Origin of the sequence: Cohnella sp. SGD-V74, assembly GCF_003001675.1 — a bacterium.
In the GTDB taxonomy this organism is placed as follows: domain Bacteria; phylum Bacillota; class Bacilli; order Paenibacillales; family Paenibacillaceae; genus Cohnella.
In genome coordinates this window covers 297,652-315,374 of sequence record NZ_PVYW01000001.1, presented here as the reverse complement: position 1 = coordinate 315,374, position 17,723 = coordinate 297,652, and the positions used below count along the sequence as shown (strand labels likewise).

The window sequence follows — 17,723 nt, the reverse complement described above, 5'->3', positions numbered from 1 at the left end:
TAAAGTCATTTTGTCGAATGACATTGCACCGCAGTGGGAAATAATGAACGCGACGAAACTAATCGCGATTTCCCGTGGAGGTGTTTTACGAATGGCAGTCAAAGGCGCCGGACGCGGCCCCGGGGCTTACAAGCCCGTGTCCATGTCGTCCAAGGAGTATCAAGCCTTCGCCAAGGCGCGCGAGCCATCCCGGTCCATATGGACCAATTGTCTGAAAGCTTTCCTGGTAGGAGGAATCATCTGCACGATCGGTCAAGGGGTGACTCAATTTTTTATTACCGTGTTCAACATGTCGTCCAGGGATGCCGGAAATCCGACCGTGGCGGTCATGATTTTGCTGGCCGTTATTCTGACGAGCATGGGCGTATACGATAAAATCGCGCAGTGGGCGGGCGCAGGCAGCGCCGTTCCCGTCACGGGCTTCGCCAACTCGATGTGTTCGGCCGCCATCGAGCATCGCGCCGAAGGGCTCGTGCTTGGCGTGGGAGCGAACATGTTCAAGCTGGCCGGCTCGGTCATCGTATTCGGCGTCGTAGCCGCATTCGTCGTCGGCATCGTGTACTGGCTGTTCGGAATTGGGGCGTGGCATGATGTTACAGGGTAAACGATCGTGGGTGTTCGAGCAGCCGCCCGTCATTATCGCCACAGGCACGGTCGTCGGTCCGGATGAAGGCCAGGGCCCGCTGGCCGCCGACTTCGATCTTGTTCATCCCGATATGGAGATCGGTCAGCCGACCTGGGAGAAGTCGGAGAAGGTGCTCATGGAGCAGGCGACGGAAATCGCCTTGCAGCATGCGAAGCTTCCCCAGGACAAGCTGAATTTCTTCGTCGGCGGAGACTTGATGAACCAGATCATCAGCACGACCTTCGCGGTCAGGCAGCTCGAAGCGCCGTATATCGGCGTATTCGGCGCCTGCTCCACTTCGATGGAATCCCTCGCCGTCGCTTCGCTGCTCGTCAGCACCGGCGCGGCGGAATACGTCATGGCGGGTACGTGCAGCCATAATTGCACCGTGGAGAAACAGTTCCGCTACCCGACGGAATACGGCTCCCAGAAACCGCCGACAGCGCAATATACGGTAACCGGAGCGGGGGCTTCGATCTTGGCTCGCAGCGGGGACGGCCCGATCGTCACGGCCGCCACGATCGGCAAGATTATGGATTTGGGCATTAAAGATCCGTTTAACATGGGAGCGGCGATGGCTCCGGCAGCCGTCGATACGATCCAGGGGCATTTCCAGGAGACGGGCAGAGATCCCGGCTACTACGATCTGATCGTGACCGGCGATTTGGCCGGGGTCGGCCATCCGCTCGCCAGCGAAATGCTGCAGCGCAACGGAGTGCCGATGGACCGGACGACGTTCAACGATTGCGGACTGATGATCTACGACGTCGAGAAGCAGAAGGTGCAGGCGGGCGGCAGCGGCTGCGCGTGCTCGGCTGTCGTCGCCTACGGGCACCTGCTCAAGCGAATCCGCCGCGGGGACCTGAAACGGATTCTCGTCGTCGCCACGGGCGCGCTGCTCAGTCCGCTGTCCTACCAGCAAGGGGAGAGCATCCCTTGCGTGGCTCACGCCGTCGCGATCGAAGCGGGCAATCCGGGACAAGGAGGTGCTAACGGATGATGACTTACGTATGGGCGTTCGTGGTCGGAGGGGCCATCTGCGTCGTCGGCCAGCTGCTGTTCGACGTCGCCAAGCTAACCCCCGCGCACACGATGTCGCTTCTCGTCGTCGCCGGCGCGGTGATGGACGCCGTCGGCTGGTACGATCCGCTCGTCGATTTCGCCGGAGCGGGAGCGACCGTGCCGATCACGAGCTTCGGCAACGCGCTGGTTCACGGAGCGCTGACCGAGCTGCAGGAAGTCGGATGGATCGGCGTCATAACGGGAATTTTCAGCGTGACGAGCGCGGGCATATCGGCCGCCATCGTGTTTTCTTTTCTTGCCGCGCTGGTCGTCAAGCCGAAAGGCTGAAGCCAGGCAACGCCGCCGCGGGCGTTCGAACAACAGCCAGACCCGATCCGGGTTTGGCTGTTTTTATATGGATTTTTGGAAGAAACTAAAATTTACGATGCTATCCAAATTCCGGTATAATGAAAAGTGACCCCAAAAAATAAGGACATCGAAGTAGAATCCATAGGAGGAACGAGAAATGGATCAACATGCCGCGATGCAACTGCTGGATAAAATCAGACATAATATGGAATCGTGTATTTACGGCAAGAAAGAGGAAATCGCTTCCATGCTGACTGCGATGCTCGCGGGAGGGCATGTACTGATCGAGGACGTGCCGGGAACCGGCAAAACGCAGATGGTCAAGGCGCTGGCCTTGTCGATCGGCGGGATTTTCCATCGTATTCAATGCAATCCGGACTTATTGCCTACCGATATTACCGGCGTATCTATCTATCATCCGAAGCTGGAGCAATTCGTGTTCAGGCCCGGCCCGGTCATGGCGAATCTGCTGCTCGCCGACGAGATCAACCGCGCGACGACGAAGACCCAATCCGCCCTGCTGGAGGCGATGGAAGAGAGAAGGGTGTCCGTAGACGGAGAGACCCATAACCTTCCTCACCCGTTCATGCTGTTCGCGACGCAAAATCCGATCGAGTTCGAAGGCACATACAGCTTGCCCGAAGCGCAATTGGACCGTTTTCTGATGAAAATCAAGCTGGGTTATCCGGACGAAGCCTCGGAGAAAAGGCTCGTGCTGGAGCCGGGGGCGAGCCGGGCGGCCGAATCGCTGCAAGCGGTGGCGACAGTCGAGGACGTCGCCCGCATGCAGAAGCTGGCCGAGGAGATCCACCTGGAGTCGACGGTCGCCGATTACTTGATCGCTCTGATCCGGGGCACTCGTCAGCATTCTTCCGTTCTGCTCGGCGCAAGTCCGCGCGCGGCCGTCGCGCTGACGAGCGCGGCCAAGGCATACGCCTTCCTCAACCACCGGTCCTTCGTCCTTCCGGACGACGTGAAGGCGATGGCGTCTCTCGTGCTCGGGCATCGGATTCACCTGCGCTCCGAGGCGCGCATGCAGGGCGTTACGACCGCCCAGGTGCTGCAGGACGTGCTTCGCTTGCTGCCCGTGCCTGTCGGGATGGAGCGCTGATCATGACGCGCCTGCATCTGCCTCGCGCTTGGTGGCTGAGCGCGGCCTTATACGTTACCGCCCTCTGTTATTTGTTGTTCCAAGGCGGCAAAACTTCGCTTATGCTGTTCACGATCTTGAACGCGCTTGGCGTGTACTTGATGCTCGGACGGTGGAGCGGCATAGGCGGAGTGCAGGGCGTACGGCTGACGGAAGCCGGGGACGGGCAATCCGCCCTGCTGACCGCCGGCATGCGCCTGCAGGTCAAGCTGCGCATGCAAATTCCGGGATTTTGGCCGCTCCCGTACGTCATCGTCCGGGAGAAGCTGGTTCGCACGACCGGCGGCGACGCGCAATTGTACGAGATGTCTTTCGTGCCGGACTACAAGCGGCGGGGCGAAGTGCAGTTCGAGACTGCTCCGCTGCGCAGAGGCCGGTATCAATTTCAGCAGACCGACTGCTCGACGCGGGACATCTTCGGCTTGTTCGAGCATCGCGGTTCGTTTCATCAGCCGCTGTACGTGCAAGTGCTGCCCCGCACCGTTCCCCTGAAGGACTGGCGGCTGTTCCGCCGTTCGCAGCGGGGCGTGTTCCATCATACGTTCACTTCTTTGTGGGCAAGGGAAACGACGCAGATCGACGGGGTCCGGGAGTACATTCACGGAGATCGGCTGTCGCGCATTCATTGGAACGCGACGGCGAAGACGGGGCAATGGAAATCGAAGGAGTTCGAGAGAGAGGCGCTGCCTCGGGTCGTCTTCGTGCTGGACCGGAACGCCCAATCTTACCCGTACGCGGACCAGTTCGAGCTGGCCGTGTCGGCTGCCGCTTCCTTGCTGGAGCTGACGATTTCCCGGGGCATGCCGATCGGCTTCGTGTCGGCCGGGCAAACCGAACGCTGGTACGGGGAAGGACGCACGCCGGTGTCCAAGGACGAGGTGTTCCAGCATTTGGTCGACGTCGAAGCGGACGGCAGCCTGCCGATCGGCCAGCTGCTGTGCCAGGTGGCGGAGCGTTACGAGTCGGGCGTTCATATCGTCGTCATCGGATCGGCGGCGGACGAACAGCTGTCGGCGGCGATGAACGCTCTGGAAAGCAAGAGAATGGTTCCGAGCATTATCCATATCGGCCATAAGCATTTGCCCGCGGAGGCTGCCGCCAAAGTTCGCAACTGGCAGCTGCTGTGCCAGGCCAAGCAGTGGGAGTTCATCTCGGTGAACGAGTTGGACAGGCTGCCCCAGGCTCTAGGGGGTGCATCGGCTTGAAGAAGCTTCTGTTGTCCGGACGGTTCTGGAGACGGCTCGTGCTCGAGCGGTTTCATCGACTCTTGGCGCTTGTCGTCGTGCTTCAGCTGATCCGGTGCTTCTCCGATTATTGGTGGGAAGAAACGTACACCGTCATCTACGGGGCGCTGGCCGTAACGGCGGTTACGGAGTTGCTGTTTACCCGGCTGCTGTGGGTCAGACTGATTTTGCAGCTCGGATCGATTGCCGGAATGATTGTGTGGAAAATACCGATCGAATGGGGAGGGTGGCCGGAAAGCTGGAGGTCATGGGAACAAATCGACGGATTTCTGTCGTTCCATCTCGCCCAGTTCCATCCGTTCTTCGAGTTGGCGGCGGGAGTTCTGCTCGCGGTTCACGTTCTGGGCTGGATCGGCTCCAGAAGAAACGGGGCGATCGCGATCATCGTGCTGTCTATTATGGTCATGGCGGTCGTCGACTCGTTCTTCCCGCTGGAGCTGTGGCGCAACATCGCCTGGATCGTGACCGCGGGCCTGGCCTGGCTCGTCGTTCTGCATCTCAGACAGCTTCAAATCCGTCATCCCGACAGCTGGGAGGCGATGGCCGAACGACCGCTGGATATCGCGTTCCCGGCCGTTCTGATCATTACGATCGTTCTGGTGAGCGGAATCGTGATGCCGCGCGCTCCGATCATTCTGGAAGACCCCTATACGATCTGGACGGAAGCCCAGGGACGCGAGGTTCCGGTATTCTCCGGGGAAGGCGGCGTGCAGCGAGCGAACGCGCCGGGAAGCAGCGGTTCCTCCTTGTCCGGCTATAGCCGGGACGACCGCAAGATCGGCGGAGGGTTCCAATTCGACTATTCACCCGTGATGACCGTTACGACTTCCCAGCGCAGCTACTGGCGCGGGGAGAGCAAATCAGTCTATACGGGCAAAGGCTGGGAAGATCTCAAAAATCCCGCCCTCGTCCAGGCTCAGATCGGCAGCGAAGTTCCAAGCTATGAGCTGGATCCGCCGCGAGCCGAGGGCGTAGAGACGATCGAGGTCGTTCAGACCGTGAAAATCGAGCGCAGAGACAAGCTGCCCGTCCTGTTCACTGCCGGACCCGCCGCGGCGGTGACCGATCTCAAGAGCGACAACAACGCCGGACTCAGGTGGGATCCTGCCGAATGGGAGCTGCGCTGGGGCAAGACGTCGCGCGTGCAGACGTATTCGGTCGTGTCCGAAGTGGCGGTGCTGGACGAGGAGGCGCTGCGCAATCTCGATCCTTCCGCTCCGAGCAGCGTCGACCTGACTCCGTATTTGCAGCTGCCGGACGATCTGCCGCAGAGAGTCCGCGATCTGGCCGCGGAGCAGACGAGCGGTGCCTCGAACGCCTACGACCGCGCCAAGACGCTGGAGCAATATTTGAAACAAACGTATCCGTACACGAACACGCCGGACCTGTCCCGCCAATCCGACCGGAACGGGGATATCGTCGACTCGTTCCTGTTCGAGATTCAGGAAGGCTATTGCGATTATTTCTCGACGTCGTTCGTCGTCATGGCTCGTTCGATCGGGCTGCCCGCCCGATGGGTGAAAGGCTACGCGACCGGATACGATCAAGCCGCGATGGAGCGGGCTCGCTTCGGAGGACCCGACATGGAGCCCGATCCTCTCGGCGCTGGAACGTACACGGTTCGGAACGCCGACGCCCACTCCTGGGCGGAAGTGTACTTCGAAGGCTACGGCTGGATTCCGTTCGAGCCGACGTCCGGCTTCTCGGTGCCGCAGCCTCGTCCGGCGAACGCGCCGGAACCGATCGAGTCGAGCGCGCCGGTTGACGCGTCTCCCGTCGAACCCGAAGTTGTCGTCGTGGAGAACAACTGGCTGTTGATTACCAGCGTCTCTGTCGGCGCCTTGCTGGTCGCCGCGGCGGCAACGTTGTTCGTCGTCAAGAGCCGCCGCGCGAGGAACGTATGGAGCCGTCTTCGCCATCGCGGAACGACGCCGAATCAGCGAGTCGTGCGCGAGATGGAACGGCTGCTCTCTTTCCTGCATCGCCAAGGGCTGCGCAGGGAGTCGCACGAGACGATTCGCGAAACGTTCGGACGGTGGAGCCGCAAGTTCTCGTCCTTAAGCGCGGAATTCGAAGGCGCGGTGAGGCTGTTCGAGCAGGCCAGATACGGGGAAGGCCAAGGCGACGGCCAGCTTCTGACCTCTTTTAACGAAGTATCGGAGAAAATCCGCAAAGCGTTATAATCGGACTAACGATGGATGAAACGGCCTGCCTCGGTCATCTCGGTCATATCGGCCGCGACTCGCGAGGCAGGTTGTTTTTTTTGCAAGGCCGCATGGGGTATGGTATATTTTGAGGAAGATTAGCCGCTTGGGCGTGTATGCAAACCCGCTCTAGCAGACAGGAGCCATTATTCAAGATGTTCAAGCGTTTGCTTCCCGATCGGATCGTGAACACCGTTTACGAGATCGATCTGAATGAACTGCACGCCCAAGGGATCCGCGGCATCATTACGGACCTTGACAATACGCTGGTCAGCGCCAAAACCCCGCTGGCGACTCCGCAGCTGATCGGCTGGCTGGATCTCGTCAAGGAGCGGGGATTTCGGGTTGTCATTCTTTCCAACAACAATGACGCGCGCGTCGGCAAGTTCGCTGCGCCGCTCGGCATCCCTTATATTCCCGCAGCCCGCAAGCCAGCAGGAGCGGCTTTCAGGCGCGCCCTGAAGCTGATGGAGCTTCCCGCGGAACAGGCGGTCGTCGTCGGCGATCAGATGCTGACCGACGTTCTCGGCGGAAGACGCGCGGGGCTGCATACGATATTGGTAACGCCGATCGCGCCGGCCGAAGAAGGCTGGGCGACGCAGATCAACCGCCGCATCGAGAAGATCGCGCTGGCCCGCCTTCGCAAGAAAGGGCTATGGCCGGACAAGGGAGGACCTCAGCATGGCAAGTGAACCGCATCGACCTCCGCGCTGCACGGGCTGCGGCATCGCGCTGCAAAGCGAAGACCAGAAGAAGCCGGGGTACGTGCCCGCCTCTTCGCTGAACAAGGAAGGCGCCGTATGCCAGCGCTGCTTCCGCATCAAAAATTATAATGAAGCTTCCTCCGTTACCGTCGATCAGGACGAGTTCCTGAAGCTGCTCGGCGGCATCGCCGGCACCGACAGCCTCGTCGTCCACATCGTCGACCTGTTCGATTTCCAGGGCAGCCTGATCTCCGGTCTGCAACGCTTCGTCGGCAACAATCCGGTGCTGCTCGTCGTGAACAAGATCGACCTGCTGCCTCCGGTGACGAACTGGAACCGGCTGCGCAACTGGGTGCAGAAGCAGGCGCGGGAAGAGGGGCTGAAGGTGACGGACGTCGTGCTGTGCAGCGCGCGCCGCAACATCGGGTTCGACCGGGTCGTCGACGCCGTGAATACTTATCGCCAAGGCCGCGACGTCTACGTCGTCGGCGCGACCAACGTCGGCAAGAGCACGCTGATCAACCGGCTTATCTCCGACTACAGCGATCTGAAGCGGGAACTGACCGTATCCCGGTATCCCGGCACGACGCTCGACGCGGTGCACATTCCGCTGGACGACGGCAAGAGCATCATCGACACGCCGGGCATCGTCTACGATTGGCGAATGTCGGAGATCGTGCCGCGCAAGGATTTGGCGGCGCTGCTTCCGGACAAGCCGCTTAAGCCGATGACGTATCAGCTTAACCCCGGCCAGACGCTGTTCTTCGGCGCGTTGGCCCGATTCGACTTCATCGAGGGGGAACGTCAATCGTTCACGGCGCAGGTGTCCGGAGGGCTTACGATTCACCGGACGAAGCTGGAGCGCGCCGACGAGCTGTACGCCCAGCATCGGGGCGAGATGCTGAGCCCGCCCGGACGAGAGGATTTGGACTCGTTCCCGGCCTGGACCCGGCACCGCCTGCGCGTCCCGCGGAATGCGGAGCAGGACGTGTTTATTTCGGGACTGGGATGGATTCAGGTGAACGGCACGACCGGAGCCGTCATCGATGTTCATGCACCCAAGGGGATTAAAGTCATGCTGCGTGACAGCGTATTGTAGAGAGAGATTCATTCCCGTGGACGGCCTAGGGCGTATAGGCAAACCAGCTGCTTTCCTCGGAGGTTGCATACACGCCCTGGCCGCTGCATCGGGAGAGGGGGAATGATCGAGCAATGGACAGCCATACGCTAATGTTCGGAGTGATCGGCGATCCGATTCGCCATTCGAAGTCGCCGGTCATGCTGAACCGCGCGTTCCGGGAAATCGGCATCAACGGCGCTTACGCCGCTTTTCACGTCGTGCCCGAACGTCTGGAGCAGGCGATCGCGGGCGTGCGGGGCCTCGGCTTCCGCGGCCTGAACGTGACGATTCCGCATAAAGTCGAAGTGATGAAGTATCTCGACGAAATCAGCGAAGGCGCCCGGGCCGCCGGCGCGGTCAATACGATCGTCAACGAGAACGGCCGGCTGATCGGCTACAATACCGACGGCATCGGCTACGTCCGGTCTCTGAAAGAAGAGGCCGAACCCGAATTGTCCGGCAAGACGATCGTCGTGCTCGGAGCGGGGGGAGCGGCCAGGGGTATTCTATGGGCGCTCGCGCAAGAAGGACCGGCTGCCGTCTTCGTCGCGAACCGCACGGAAGCGAGAGCCGCCGAGCTGGCTGCTTCGTTTCCGGCGGAGCTGGGAATATCGGCCGTTCCGTGGAGCGGTCTGCGGAGCGTCGCCGCGGAAGCGGACGTCGTCATTAACACGACCTCCGTGGGCATGTCGCCGAACGTCGACGAGCTGCCGATGGACCCGTCCTGGATGAAGCCGGGCGCGGTCGCCAGCGACTTGATTTACAATCCTCTCAAGACCGCTTTTCTCAGCGGGGCCGAGGAGAGAGGCTGCCGCATCCATGGCGGTCTCGGCATGTTTATTTACCAAGGCGCTTACGCCTTCGAATACTGGACCGGCCAACCGGCGCCGGTCGCGGCCATGCGCGAAGTCGTGCTGGCTTCGTTCACGATTCGGCAAGCGGGGCAATCTTAACGAAAGCGGGAAATCCAATGCTAACAGGCAAACAAAAACGTTATCTCCGTTCGCTCGCCCATCACCTTACCCCGATCTTCCAGGTCGGCAAGGGCGGGACGAACGACAATCTCGTTCGGCACATCCAGGAAGCGATCGAAGTGCGCGAGCTGATTAAGGTATCCGTGCTCAACAACAACGACGAGGACCCGCGCGAGATCGGCGCAGAGCTTGCCGAGAAGTCGGGCTGCGAGCTGGTGCAGGTGATCGGCAAGACGATCGTCCTGTACAAGGAATCCGTCGACCACAAGGAAATCGTGCTTCCCAGGTAGCGATAAGGAAGGCGGCTGAGCGACATGCGTAAAGTCGGTTTGCTGGGAGGAACGTTCGATCCGGTGCACCATGGGCATCTGCTGGCCGCCGAGACCGCGCGGGACGCGCTGGGCCTGGACGAAGTCTGGTTCGTTCCGACCTTGACTCCGCCGCACAAGCCTCAGCCGGGCACGGACGCGGCGCGCAGGCGCGAGATGCTGGAAGCGGCGATCGTGGACAATCCGGCGTTCCGGGTTGAGGATATCGAGCTGCGCAAGGAAGGAACGTCGTACACGGTCGACACCGTAACCGAGCTGCGCGGGAGACATCCGGACGCGCGGTTTCACTGGATCGTCGGCTCGGACATGATCCGCGATCTGCCGAATTGGCGCAGAGCCGAGGAATTGGCCGCGACGGTCGTCTTCGTCGGGCTGGAGAGGCCGGATCAGCCGAGCGACGACGCGCTGCTGCCGGAGTACGTCCGGAGCAAGCTGACCCGTGCGAAGATGCCGCCGATGGGCATTTCCTCCACCGATATCCGGCGCAGAATCCGGGAAGGGCGTTCCGTTCGCTACATGCTGCCCGATGCGGTGATCGACTACATCCGAAGGAATGGATTATATGAATCTTGACAAGCTGAGGGAAGCGACCCGCGCGCAGATGCCGGACAAAAGGTGGAGGCATACGCTGGGCGTCGTGGATACGGCGATCGAGCTGGCGAAGCGCTACGGCGGAGATCCGGCACAGGCCGAGCTGGCCGCCTTGCTGCACGACTATTCCAAGGCGTGGGCGATCGAACGGATGGAAGCCGTCATTCGGCTGCACGGATTGCCCGCCGAGCTGCTGGAGCACGACAAGGAGCTGTGGCACGCGCACGTCGGCGCCTGGGCGGTTCGCGCCGAGCACGGCATCGACGATGAAGAAGTGCTGGATGCGATCCGGTACCATACGTCGGGACGCGAAGGCATGACAAAGCTGGACAAAATCGTCTGTTTGGCGGATTATATCGAGCCCGGAAGAAACTATCCCGGAGTCGAAATCATCCGCGAACGGGCTGAACATAGTATGGAGGAAGCCCTTGTGGCGGCTTTCGGTTCCACCATCGGAGTGCTGATCGAACGGGGCAAGCGGATATTTCCGCTCACCGTTCTGGCGCGCAACGATCTGATCATGCAAATGAAACAAAAAGATAACGGAGGCTGAGACATGGCAGGAAGTTCGGAACAATTGCTTAAGACGGTTATTCACGCCGCGGAAGAGAAGAAGGCGCACGACCTCGTCGCTCTGAATTTGCAAGGAATTTCGCTGGTGGCGGACTATTTCGTCATTTGCCACGGCAACTCGGATACGCAGGTGCTGTCGATCGCGACGGAAATTCGCAAAAACGCCGAGCTGGCCGGATACCGCGTGCGCACCGAAGGCTTGGACACGGCGCGCTGGGTGCTCGTGGATATGGGAGACGTCGTCGCCCACATATTCCATCGGGACGAGCGCGAGTATTATCATCTGGAGCGTCTGTGGTCCGACGCGAAGGCTGTGGAGATCGTATGAACCTGACCGCCGGAACGGTGCAAAGCCTGCGCGTTCGCAGAGAAGTGTCTCCCTACGGCTGGTTTCTCGGCTTCGGTCCCGAGGACGGGCCGGAAGTGCTGCTTCCGTACGGCGAGGCGGCGGTCGAGAATCGCCCGGAAGTTGGGACGGACATCGACGCTTTCCTCTTCCACGACGACAAAGAGCGGATTACCGCCACGCTGCGCCAGCCGCTCATCCGGCTCGGAGAGCTGGCTCGGCTGAAGGTGGCCGACTTTCATCCCAGCTTCGGCTTTTTCCTGGAGATGGGCATAGGGCGGCAGCTTCTGCTGCCCGTCAAGTCTTTCCCCGCGGAGCGCAAAAACGCATGGCCGCAGACAGGGGACGAGTTGTTCGTCGTCATGAAGCACGATAAGGAAGGGCGTATGCTGGCGCGGCTCGCCAAAATCGACGATTTCGCGCCGCTCGTGTTCCGCGCGCCTTCCTCCTGGAAGAACGAGTGGCAGGAAGGCTGGGTCACGGACGTGTTCCGCGACGGCGTATTCGCGCTCGTCGACGGAGGCGTGCTCGGCTTCGGCGCGCTCGGCTACATCAACGAGGGCGCAATGGTTCATCCGCTGCGCATCGGTCAGAAATTCCGCGCCCGCGTCACGCAAGTCCGCGAGGACGGACGGGTGTCGCTCAGCATCAAGGCGACGAAGGAGGTCGGCCGGCTGGAGGACGCGGACCGGATTTTGGCGTTTCTGAAAGAACGTCCGGGCGGGGCGATGCCTTACTCCGATCAGACGAGCGCGGAGGACATCCAGAGGCGGTTCCAGCTCAGCAAATCCGCGTTTAAGCGGGCGCTCGGCAAGCTGCTGAAGGACGGGCTGATCGAGCAGAAGGGCAACTGGACGCACCTGAAGTCCGCGAACGAGCCGGGCGACGAGGCGGAGAAAGACGGCAGCGCCTGATTCCCGCCGGCTGGACTGCCCTATCGGTTAACCTAACAGGCACAGCGAGGTCAGGCCCAATGCGTTGGGCCGCTTCTATTTCAACCTACGGACTGGAGTTGCGGCAATCATGCGCACATATCGTCAATTTGCGGCCATCTACGACCGTCTGATGGAGGACATGCCGTACTCCGAATGGCTGAGCTTCGCTCGTCAATGCTGGGATCGTTACGGCATACCGCAGACGGTCGTCGACCTCGGCTGCGGCACGGGCAACCTGTCGATTCCGCTCGCCCGCTCCGGCTTTGGCGTGTTCGGCATCGATATCTCCTCGGAGATGCTCTCGGTCGCCCGCAGCAAGTGGGAGGAACCGCCGGCGCGCAGCGGCTATCGCGACGAGCTGGGAACGGTACGCTGGCTGCAGCAGGATATGCGGGACTGGGAGCTGCCCCATCCGGCGGACGCGGTCATCAGCTTCTGCGACTGCCTGAACTACTTGACGGAGCCGGAGGACGTCTCGGCGACGATCCGGCAGACGTACCGGGGGCTCGCTCCCGGCGGGCTGTTCCTGTTCGACGTCCACGCTCCGCGGCAGCTGGAGCGGTACGCGGAGGAGCAGCCGTTCGTCTACGACGAGCCGGATGTGGCGTACTTGTGGACGAGCGACTACGACGAGGAGCGGATGGAGATCGAGCATTCGCTGACGTTCTTCATCCGGGAAGACGCGACAGCTCCCGGGGCTGGCGCGCTGTACAGCCGCTTCGAGGAATCTCATGTGCAGAGGGCGTACGATCCCGACTGGATCGCCGGGGAGTTGGAGCAGGTCGGCTTCGAACTGCTGCATCGGGTCGCCGACTTCAAGTGGGACAGGCCGAACGCGGAATCGGAAAGGCTGTTTTACGTCGCTCGCAAACCGGAATAATAGAGAAGGGCTGTTTCTAAGTCAAACGGACGGAACATCGATTCCGTCGGACTTGGAAGCAGCCCTTTCGCGTGCTTGTCTCTATCGGAATGCAACGGACTTATTCGCTCGCGGGTTCACTTCGTCCCGGCAGGCAGCAGCGCGATAAACCGCTTCGAGGCGGCGGACAGCGGGGTGCCCTTCAGCGTGACGATGCCGATCCGTCTGGGCGGCGGAGGAGGGAGCAGCGGGATTTCGGCGACGAGTCCCGACGCCAGCTCCTCCTCGACGAATTCCCGCGCCGCGAACGCGAGTCCGAACCCGCTGCGGACGAATTGGACGATCAGGTCGATGCTGCCCAGCTCCAGCTCGGGCGTCAGCGCGACGCCATGGGACGAGGCGTACCGCTCAAGGAATCGCCGGATGCTTCCCCCTGGCTCCAGCAGGATGAGCGGATAGGCGTGCAGCTCCGACAGAGGCAGAGGCTTTCCGGCATCCGGGAAGCTGGAGGGGGCTCCGATCAAGCATTCGTGCAAGACCAGGCTTTCCCGGATGTCGACTTTGCCGTCGTCGACGGGAAGATTGACGATGCCGAAATCGATCTGGCCGTTCCTGAGCAGGCCGAGCGTCTCGTCGGTCGTCCGGTTGGTGACGTGTATCCGCACTTTCGGATGCGCTTCGCGGTACTTCCGCAAATAAGGCAGCAGATAGTGCTTGCACAGCGTATCGCTCGCCCCGATATGGATTTCCCCGCTTTCGAGATCCCGCATTTCCGCCAGCTTCTTCTCTCCCGCTTCCATCATTCTGAACGCTTGCTCGACGTAGGCGAACAGCGCTTCCCCTTCGTGGGTCAGCAACACCCCCTTCGGCGTCCGGAAGAAGAGCGGCGTTCCGAGCTGGCGCTCCAACTGCTTGATCGTATGGCTGACTGCCGGCTGCGTAATGTGCAGCGCTTCGGCCGCCTTGGACAAGCTGCCGCAGACCGCCGTCCGGTAGAAGACGCGGTACCACTCCGTATTCGTATCCATTGACATAATCTCCATTTATATCGGGTATTAGGAATATCAATTATTTTTATGAAAACTCTGCCTCTATAATAAGCCTTGCATGGACAAAACGAAAGAGGAGGCCGGGGAAATATGACGGTTACGGCGATCGTAGGAGCGAATTGGGGAGACGAAGGCAAGGGGAAAATGACCGATCTGTACGCGGAGAAGGCTTCATACGTGGTCAGGTATCAAGGAGGAAGCAACGCCGGGCATACGATCATTAACGATTACGGGAAGTTCGCCCTGCGCATGCTGCCTTCCGGCGTGTTTCATCCTCAGACCGTGAACGTCATCGGTCCCGGAGTCGCGCTGGACGCGGAGCGGATGTTGGCCGAGCTTGAGCGGCTGGAGGAGCGCGGAGTTCCGAAACCGAATGTGAGGCTGTCCGAGCGAGCCCAAGTCGTGCTTCCCGCGCACCGGCTGCTCGATGAGCTGGAGGAGACAAGACTCGGCGCGCAAAGCTTCGGTTCCACGAAGAACGGCATCGCGCCGTTTTACGCCGATAAATACGCCAAGCTGGGCGTCCAGGTTGCGGATCTGTTTCACGAGGATATTTTGCGAAGCAAGCTGGAGCGGACGTACGCGGCCAAAAACGTGCTGCTGGAGCACCTGTACGGAAGACCGGATTTGGATCCGGCCGGCTTGATCGGGCAGCTCGTCGAGCTCGGAAGGAAGCTCGCTCCCTTCGTATGCGACACGACCAGGCTGCTCCGGCAGGCTTGGGCGAGCGGAGAGCCGATCCTGCTCGAAGGCCAGCTTGGCGCGCTGCGGGACCCGGATCATGGCATCTACCCCTATTCGACGTCCTCGTCCACGCTGGCCGGACACGGCGCGGTCGGTGCGGGTTTGCCGCCGTACGCCATCACCCGCGTGCTGGCCGTCGTCAAAGCGTACTCCTCCTGCGTCGGCGCGGGGCCGTTCGTCTCCGAGCTGGCCGGGGAAGAAGCCGTAGAGCTGCGGCGCAGGGGAGGGGATGCCGGAGAATACGGGGCCGTCACCGGCCGGCCAAGGCGCGTAGGGTGGTTCGATACGGTCGCCACCCGGTACGGCTGCATGATTCAAGGAGCGACGGAGGTCGCGCTGACGAATCTCGACGTGCTCGGCTACTTGGATGAAATTCCGTTGTGCGTCGGGTATGAGGCGGACGGAACGGTCAGCGGCGATTTCCCGACCTTGCCGCTGCTGCGAAGAGCGAAGCCGGTGCTGTGGAAGCTTCCGGGGTGGAAGAGCGACATCTCCGGTTGCCGCACGTTCGCCGAGCTGCCCGAAGAAGCGAGAAGCTACGTTGCCTATATCGAGTCGGCTATCGGCGTAAACATAACCGCCGTATCGGTCGGTCCTCATCGGAACCAGACAATACGGCGGTTGTAGGTTAACTCAGGAAGCGTCCTTCTCTCCGACAGGCTCGAGCTTGCCCGGCCAGAACGCCCGGCGCCCGAGCAGCAGCGTAATCGCCGGCACGAGGAACGGCCGCACGACGAACGTGTCGAGCAGCACGCCGATTGCGGTAATCGTCCCGAATTGCACGAGCACTTGAATCGGCAGCGTCGCCAGCACGGCGAACGTTCCGGCGAGAATGAGCCCCGCGGAAGTAATGACGGCGCCCGTCTCGCCGACGCCTTCCTTGATCGCCTGCTTAAGCGGCATTCTCTTTCTCTTCTGCCAGATGCTCGAGATCATGAAGATGTTGTAGTCCTCTCCCAGGGCGACCAGGAACACGAACGAGTACAGCGGAATCGCGCCCTGGATCGCCTCCGCCCCCATTCCGTAATGAACGATCAGCCAGCCGAGCCCCAGCGCGGAGAAAAAGGATACGATGACGGTGAGCACGAGATAGACGGTCGCAACGACGGAACGCAGATACAGAAGCAGAAGCAGGGAGATGAGCCCGATGACGATCGGAATGACGAGCCTCGTGTCCCGCTCCCCGGTCGCCCTGTTGTCGTACTGCTCCGCAGTCTGGCCGCCGATCCATACGCGGGTCTCCGGGCTCGAGATTCCGGCCTGCGAACTGAGAACCCCGGCTTCCGCCAGCGCCTGTTCCGCGACCGTCCTCAGCTCCGGAATATGGTTCATCGCTTCAATAGAATACGGATTCAGATCGAATTGAACCTCGTACGCGACGATGTTCGGGTTCGATTGGCCCACCTGGGGCTCGGATACGACGTCGACGTAAGGCAGGGCGGCCAGCTTAGCGGACAAATCGACGGACAGTCCTTCCGTGTCGACGATGATCTTCGCCGGCGCCAGCTCTCCCGGAGAGAACTGCTCTCCGATGGTGGCGAATCCTTCCCTGGACTCCATATCCTTCGGAAAAGACGACAGAAGATCGTACGTGAATTTAATTTGCGGCGTAACGGCCGCCAGTCCTCCGAGAAGCAGTACGCAGACGACAAGCACGGTCCACGGTTTGTCGGTCACGATCTTGCCGGCCCAGTTGCGCGGCTCCTTGGGAGCGGCGGGGGCAGGTTTGCCTTTGCGCACGGCGCGTTCCCGCTGCATTTCGGGCGTTCTGGGCACGAACGGATAGAAGGAGGCCCGGCCGATGATGGCCAGCATCGCGGGGACCAGCGTCAAGCTCGCGATGCCCATGATCAGAATAGCCAGGCTGAACGGAACGGCGAAGCGCTGATACGCCCCGAATTCCGCCGCCAGCAGCGCGAGCAGCGCAATGACGACCGTCAAGCCGCTCATGGCGATTGCGCCCGAGGAGCCGGTGATGGCGGCGAGCAGCGCTTTCGCTTTGCTTCGTTCGGTTTTCAGCAGCTGACGGAATCTGGAAATGAGGAACAGGCAGTAGTCCGTTCCCGCCCCGAACAGGAGAACGGTCATAATCGAGATCGCCTGGCCGTCCACGACGATCCATCCATTGCTCGCCATCCAGCCGAGAAGCGGGCTGATGACCCCGTAAGCGAAGCCCACCGCCACGAGAGGCAGGAGCGCAAGAATCGGGGAACGATAAATGAGCAGCAGCAGGACGAGCACGAGCAGAACGGTTCCGATGAGGAGGCTGACGTCGGCGTTCTGGAACAGGCCCGTCGCGTCGATCAGAATGCCGACGGGGCCGGTGACGCGCGCGCTCAGCTTGTCTTGGGAATCGCGGGACTCGGCGAAAGGATCGTACCCGACGATGTCGGTCAGCACCCGCTTCAGCTCGCCGGTTCCCTCCTTCAGCCGTTCCGCGTCCGCCTGCCTGTCGAACAGGACGGGCACGACCAGCGTGCTGCCGTCCTCGGACAGCTGGCCCAGCAGCGCCTGGGGCGGCAGCGCGTGCAGAGGCGGGACGGACGTCTGGTAAGGGACGGGGGAAGCGGTCAGCTTCTCCGTCAGCTTGCGGACGTCCTCCAGGTCGGACTCCGCGAGTCCCGCTCCCTTGCGCAGGACGACAAGCGCCGGAATGTCCGACCCGCCGGGGAATTCTTTGGCAGCGACGGCGTCTGCCTGTACCGAAGGCTTGCCGGAATCCAGATTGGGAGCGTTGTTGATTTCCTGGCTGTTCACCGACGGGAGCAGCGCGCTCAGCAGGCCGGCCGCGGCAATCCAGACCAGAAGCGTAATCCACTTGCTTCGCTTGCCGGAAACCCAGTTTCCGAAGCGGTATTCTTTGTCGCTCATTGCGGGTAATCCTCCTTCGTTCGATACGAGATCC

18 protein-coding genes are annotated in these 17,723 nt (G+C 61.3%); 16 read left to right on the top strand and 2 right to left on the bottom strand.

Annotation, left to right across the window (positions count from 1 at the left end):
- Window positions 1–91 precede the first annotated feature (91 nt).
- The 15 genes from spoVAC to B0G52_RS01410 all read left to right on the top strand — a co-directional run bounded on the left by spoVAC (window position 92) and on the right by B0G52_RS01410 (window position 13,046).
- On the top strand, window positions 92–604 hold the full coding sequence (gene spoVAC / locus B0G52_RS01480) for a stage V sporulation protein AC (protein ID WP_094041734.1): 513 nt from the start codon (window positions 92–94) through the stop codon (window positions 602–604).
- Window positions 591–1,625 carry a stage V sporulation protein AD gene (gene spoVAD, locus B0G52_RS01475; protein WP_198960571.1) on the top strand — a complete coding sequence of 345 codons (1,035 nt, stop codon included), beginning with the start codon at window positions 591–593 and terminating at the stop codon, window positions 1,623–1,625. The genes spoVAC and spoVAD overlap by 14 nt, the downstream gene beginning before the upstream one ends.
- Window positions 1,625–1,975 (top strand): stage V sporulation protein AE, encoded by a 351-nt coding sequence (spoVAE, locus tag B0G52_RS01470; protein ID WP_094041991.1) that lies wholly within the window; start codon window positions 1,625–1,627, stop codon window positions 1,973–1,975. The genes spoVAD and spoVAE overlap by 1 nt, the downstream gene beginning before the upstream one ends.
- 178 nt (window positions 1,976–2,153) lie before the next feature.
- A complete protein-coding gene (locus B0G52_RS01465; RefSeq protein ID WP_094041732.1) occupies window positions 2,154–3,107 on the top strand; it encodes an AAA family ATPase in 954 nt (317 codons plus the stop codon).
- A 2-nt stretch (window positions 3,108–3,109) separates the two neighbouring features.
- Complete coding sequence (locus tag B0G52_RS01460; RefSeq protein ID WP_094041731.1) at window positions 3,110–4,351, top strand: DUF58 domain-containing protein; 1,242 nt, start codon at window positions 3,110–3,112, stop codon at window positions 4,349–4,351.
- Entirely contained in the window at window positions 4,348–6,573 is a 2,226-nt protein-coding gene (locus B0G52_RS01455) for a transglutaminase TgpA family protein (protein ID WP_094041730.1), read from the top strand. Before B0G52_RS01460 ends, B0G52_RS01455 begins: the two co-directional genes overlap by 4 nt.
- Before the next feature lie 176 nt (window positions 6,574–6,749).
- On the top strand, window positions 6,750–7,286 hold the full coding sequence (locus tag B0G52_RS01450; RefSeq protein WP_094041729.1) for a YqeG family HAD IIIA-type phosphatase: 537 nt from the start codon (window positions 6,750–6,752) through the stop codon (window positions 7,284–7,286).
- Complete coding sequence (yqeH, locus tag B0G52_RS01445) at window positions 7,276–8,397, top strand: ribosome biogenesis GTPase YqeH (RefSeq protein WP_094041728.1); 1,122 nt, start codon at window positions 7,276–7,278, stop codon at window positions 8,395–8,397. Before B0G52_RS01450 ends, yqeH begins: the two co-directional genes overlap by 11 nt.
- 113 nt (window positions 8,398–8,510) lie before the next feature.
- Window positions 8,511–9,371 (top strand): shikimate dehydrogenase, encoded by an 861-nt coding sequence (gene aroE / locus B0G52_RS01440; RefSeq protein WP_094041727.1) that lies wholly within the window; start codon window positions 8,511–8,513, stop codon window positions 9,369–9,371.
- Window positions 9,372–9,388: 17 nt separating this feature from the next.
- Window positions 9,389–9,682 carry a ribosome assembly RNA-binding protein YhbY gene (gene yhbY / locus B0G52_RS01435; protein ID WP_094041726.1) on the top strand — a complete coding sequence of 98 codons (294 nt, stop codon included), beginning with the start codon at window positions 9,389–9,391 and terminating at the stop codon, window positions 9,680–9,682.
- A 24-nt stretch (window positions 9,683–9,706) separates the two neighbouring features.
- On the top strand, window positions 9,707–10,294 hold the full coding sequence (nadD, locus tag B0G52_RS01430) for a nicotinate-nucleotide adenylyltransferase (RefSeq protein WP_094041725.1): 588 nt from the start codon (window positions 9,707–9,709) through the stop codon (window positions 10,292–10,294).
- Window positions 10,284–10,865: a bis(5'-nucleosyl)-tetraphosphatase (symmetrical) YqeK gene (gene yqeK, locus B0G52_RS01425; protein ID WP_094041724.1), complete on the top strand. Its 582-nt coding sequence runs from the start codon at window positions 10,284–10,286 to the stop codon at window positions 10,863–10,865. Before nadD ends, yqeK begins: the two co-directional genes overlap by 11 nt.
- A gap of 3 nt (window positions 10,866–10,868) precedes the next feature.
- Window positions 10,869–11,213 (top strand): ribosome silencing factor, encoded by a 345-nt coding sequence (gene rsfS / locus B0G52_RS01420; RefSeq protein ID WP_094041723.1) that lies wholly within the window; start codon window positions 10,869–10,871, stop codon window positions 11,211–11,213.
- Window positions 11,210–12,145 carry a CvfB family protein gene (locus B0G52_RS01415; protein WP_094041722.1) on the top strand — a complete coding sequence of 312 codons (936 nt, stop codon included), beginning with the start codon at window positions 11,210–11,212 and terminating at the stop codon, window positions 12,143–12,145. Before rsfS ends, B0G52_RS01415 begins: the two co-directional genes overlap by 4 nt.
- Before the next feature lie 109 nt (window positions 12,146–12,254).
- Entirely contained in the window at window positions 12,255–13,046 is a 792-nt protein-coding gene (locus B0G52_RS01410; RefSeq protein WP_094041721.1) for a class I SAM-dependent DNA methyltransferase, read from the top strand.
- 116 nt (window positions 13,047–13,162) lie between these two features.
- Here B0G52_RS01410 and B0G52_RS01405 read toward each other — a convergent pair whose 3' ends face one another.
- Window positions 13,163–14,053 carry a LysR family transcriptional regulator gene (locus B0G52_RS01405; RefSeq protein WP_094041720.1) on the bottom strand — a complete coding sequence of 297 codons (891 nt, stop codon included), beginning with the start codon at window positions 14,051–14,053 and terminating at the stop codon, window positions 13,163–13,165.
- A gap of 111 nt (window positions 14,054–14,164) precedes the next feature.
- On the opposite strand from B0G52_RS01405, the gene B0G52_RS01400 reads away from it, so the two are divergent.
- Window positions 14,165–15,445: an adenylosuccinate synthase gene (locus tag B0G52_RS01400; protein WP_094041719.1), complete on the top strand. Its 1,281-nt coding sequence runs from the start codon at window positions 14,165–14,167 to the stop codon at window positions 15,443–15,445.
- 6 nt (window positions 15,446–15,451) lie between these two features.
- Here B0G52_RS01400 and B0G52_RS01395 read toward each other — a convergent pair whose 3' ends face one another.
- Complete coding sequence (locus B0G52_RS01395; RefSeq protein WP_094041718.1) at window positions 15,452–17,689, bottom strand: MMPL family transporter; 2,238 nt, start codon at window positions 17,687–17,689, stop codon at window positions 15,452–15,454.
- Window positions 17,690–17,723: the final 34 nt, after the last annotated feature.

Excerpts from the sequence above, each read along its gene's own strand:
- spoVAC (WP_094041734.1), top strand. The coding sequence starts at position 92 with ATGGCAGTCAAAGGCGCCGGACGCGGCCCCGGGGCTTACAAGCCCGTG.
- spoVAD (WP_198960571.1), top strand. The coding sequence starts at position 591 with ATGTTACAGGGTAAACGATCGTGGGTGTTCGAGCAGCCGCCCGTCATT.
- spoVAE (WP_094041991.1), top strand. The coding sequence starts at position 1,625 with ATGACTTACGTATGGGCGTTCGTGGTCGGAGGGGCCATCTGCGTCGTC.
- B0G52_RS01465 (WP_094041732.1), top strand. The coding sequence starts at position 2,154 with ATGGATCAACATGCCGCGATGCAACTGCTGGATAAAATCAGACATAAT.
- B0G52_RS01460 (WP_094041731.1), top strand. The coding sequence starts at position 3,110 with ATGACGCGCCTGCATCTGCCTCGCGCTTGGTGGCTGAGCGCGGCCTTA.
- B0G52_RS01450 (WP_094041729.1), top strand. The coding sequence starts at position 6,750 with ATGTTCAAGCGTTTGCTTCCCGATCGGATCGTGAACACCGTTTACGAG.
- yqeH (WP_094041728.1), top strand. The coding sequence starts at position 7,276 with ATGGCAAGTGAACCGCATCGACCTCCGCGCTGCACGGGCTGCGGCATC.
- aroE (WP_094041727.1), top strand. The coding sequence starts at position 8,511 with ATGGACAGCCATACGCTAATGTTCGGAGTGATCGGCGATCCGATTCGC.
- yhbY (WP_094041726.1), top strand. The coding sequence starts at position 9,389 with ATGCTAACAGGCAAACAAAAACGTTATCTCCGTTCGCTCGCCCATCAC.
- nadD (WP_094041725.1), top strand. The coding sequence starts at position 9,707 with ATGCGTAAAGTCGGTTTGCTGGGAGGAACGTTCGATCCGGTGCACCAT.
- yqeK (WP_094041724.1), top strand. The coding sequence starts at position 10,284 with ATGAATCTTGACAAGCTGAGGGAAGCGACCCGCGCGCAGATGCCGGAC.
- rsfS (WP_094041723.1), top strand. The coding sequence starts at position 10,869 with ATGGCAGGAAGTTCGGAACAATTGCTTAAGACGGTTATTCACGCCGCG.
- B0G52_RS01415 (WP_094041722.1), top strand. The coding sequence starts at position 11,210 with ATGAACCTGACCGCCGGAACGGTGCAAAGCCTGCGCGTTCGCAGAGAA.
- B0G52_RS01410 (WP_094041721.1), top strand. The coding sequence starts at position 12,255 with ATGCGCACATATCGTCAATTTGCGGCCATCTACGACCGTCTGATGGAG.
- B0G52_RS01405 (WP_094041720.1), bottom strand. The coding sequence starts at position 14,053 with ATGGATACGAATACGGAGTGGTACCGCGTCTTCTACCGGACGGCGGTC.
- B0G52_RS01400 (WP_094041719.1), top strand. The coding sequence starts at position 14,165 with ATGACGGTTACGGCGATCGTAGGAGCGAATTGGGGAGACGAAGGCAAG.
- B0G52_RS01395 (WP_094041718.1), bottom strand. The coding sequence starts at position 17,689 with ATGAGCGACAAAGAATACCGCTTCGGAAACTGGGTTTCCGGCAAGCGA.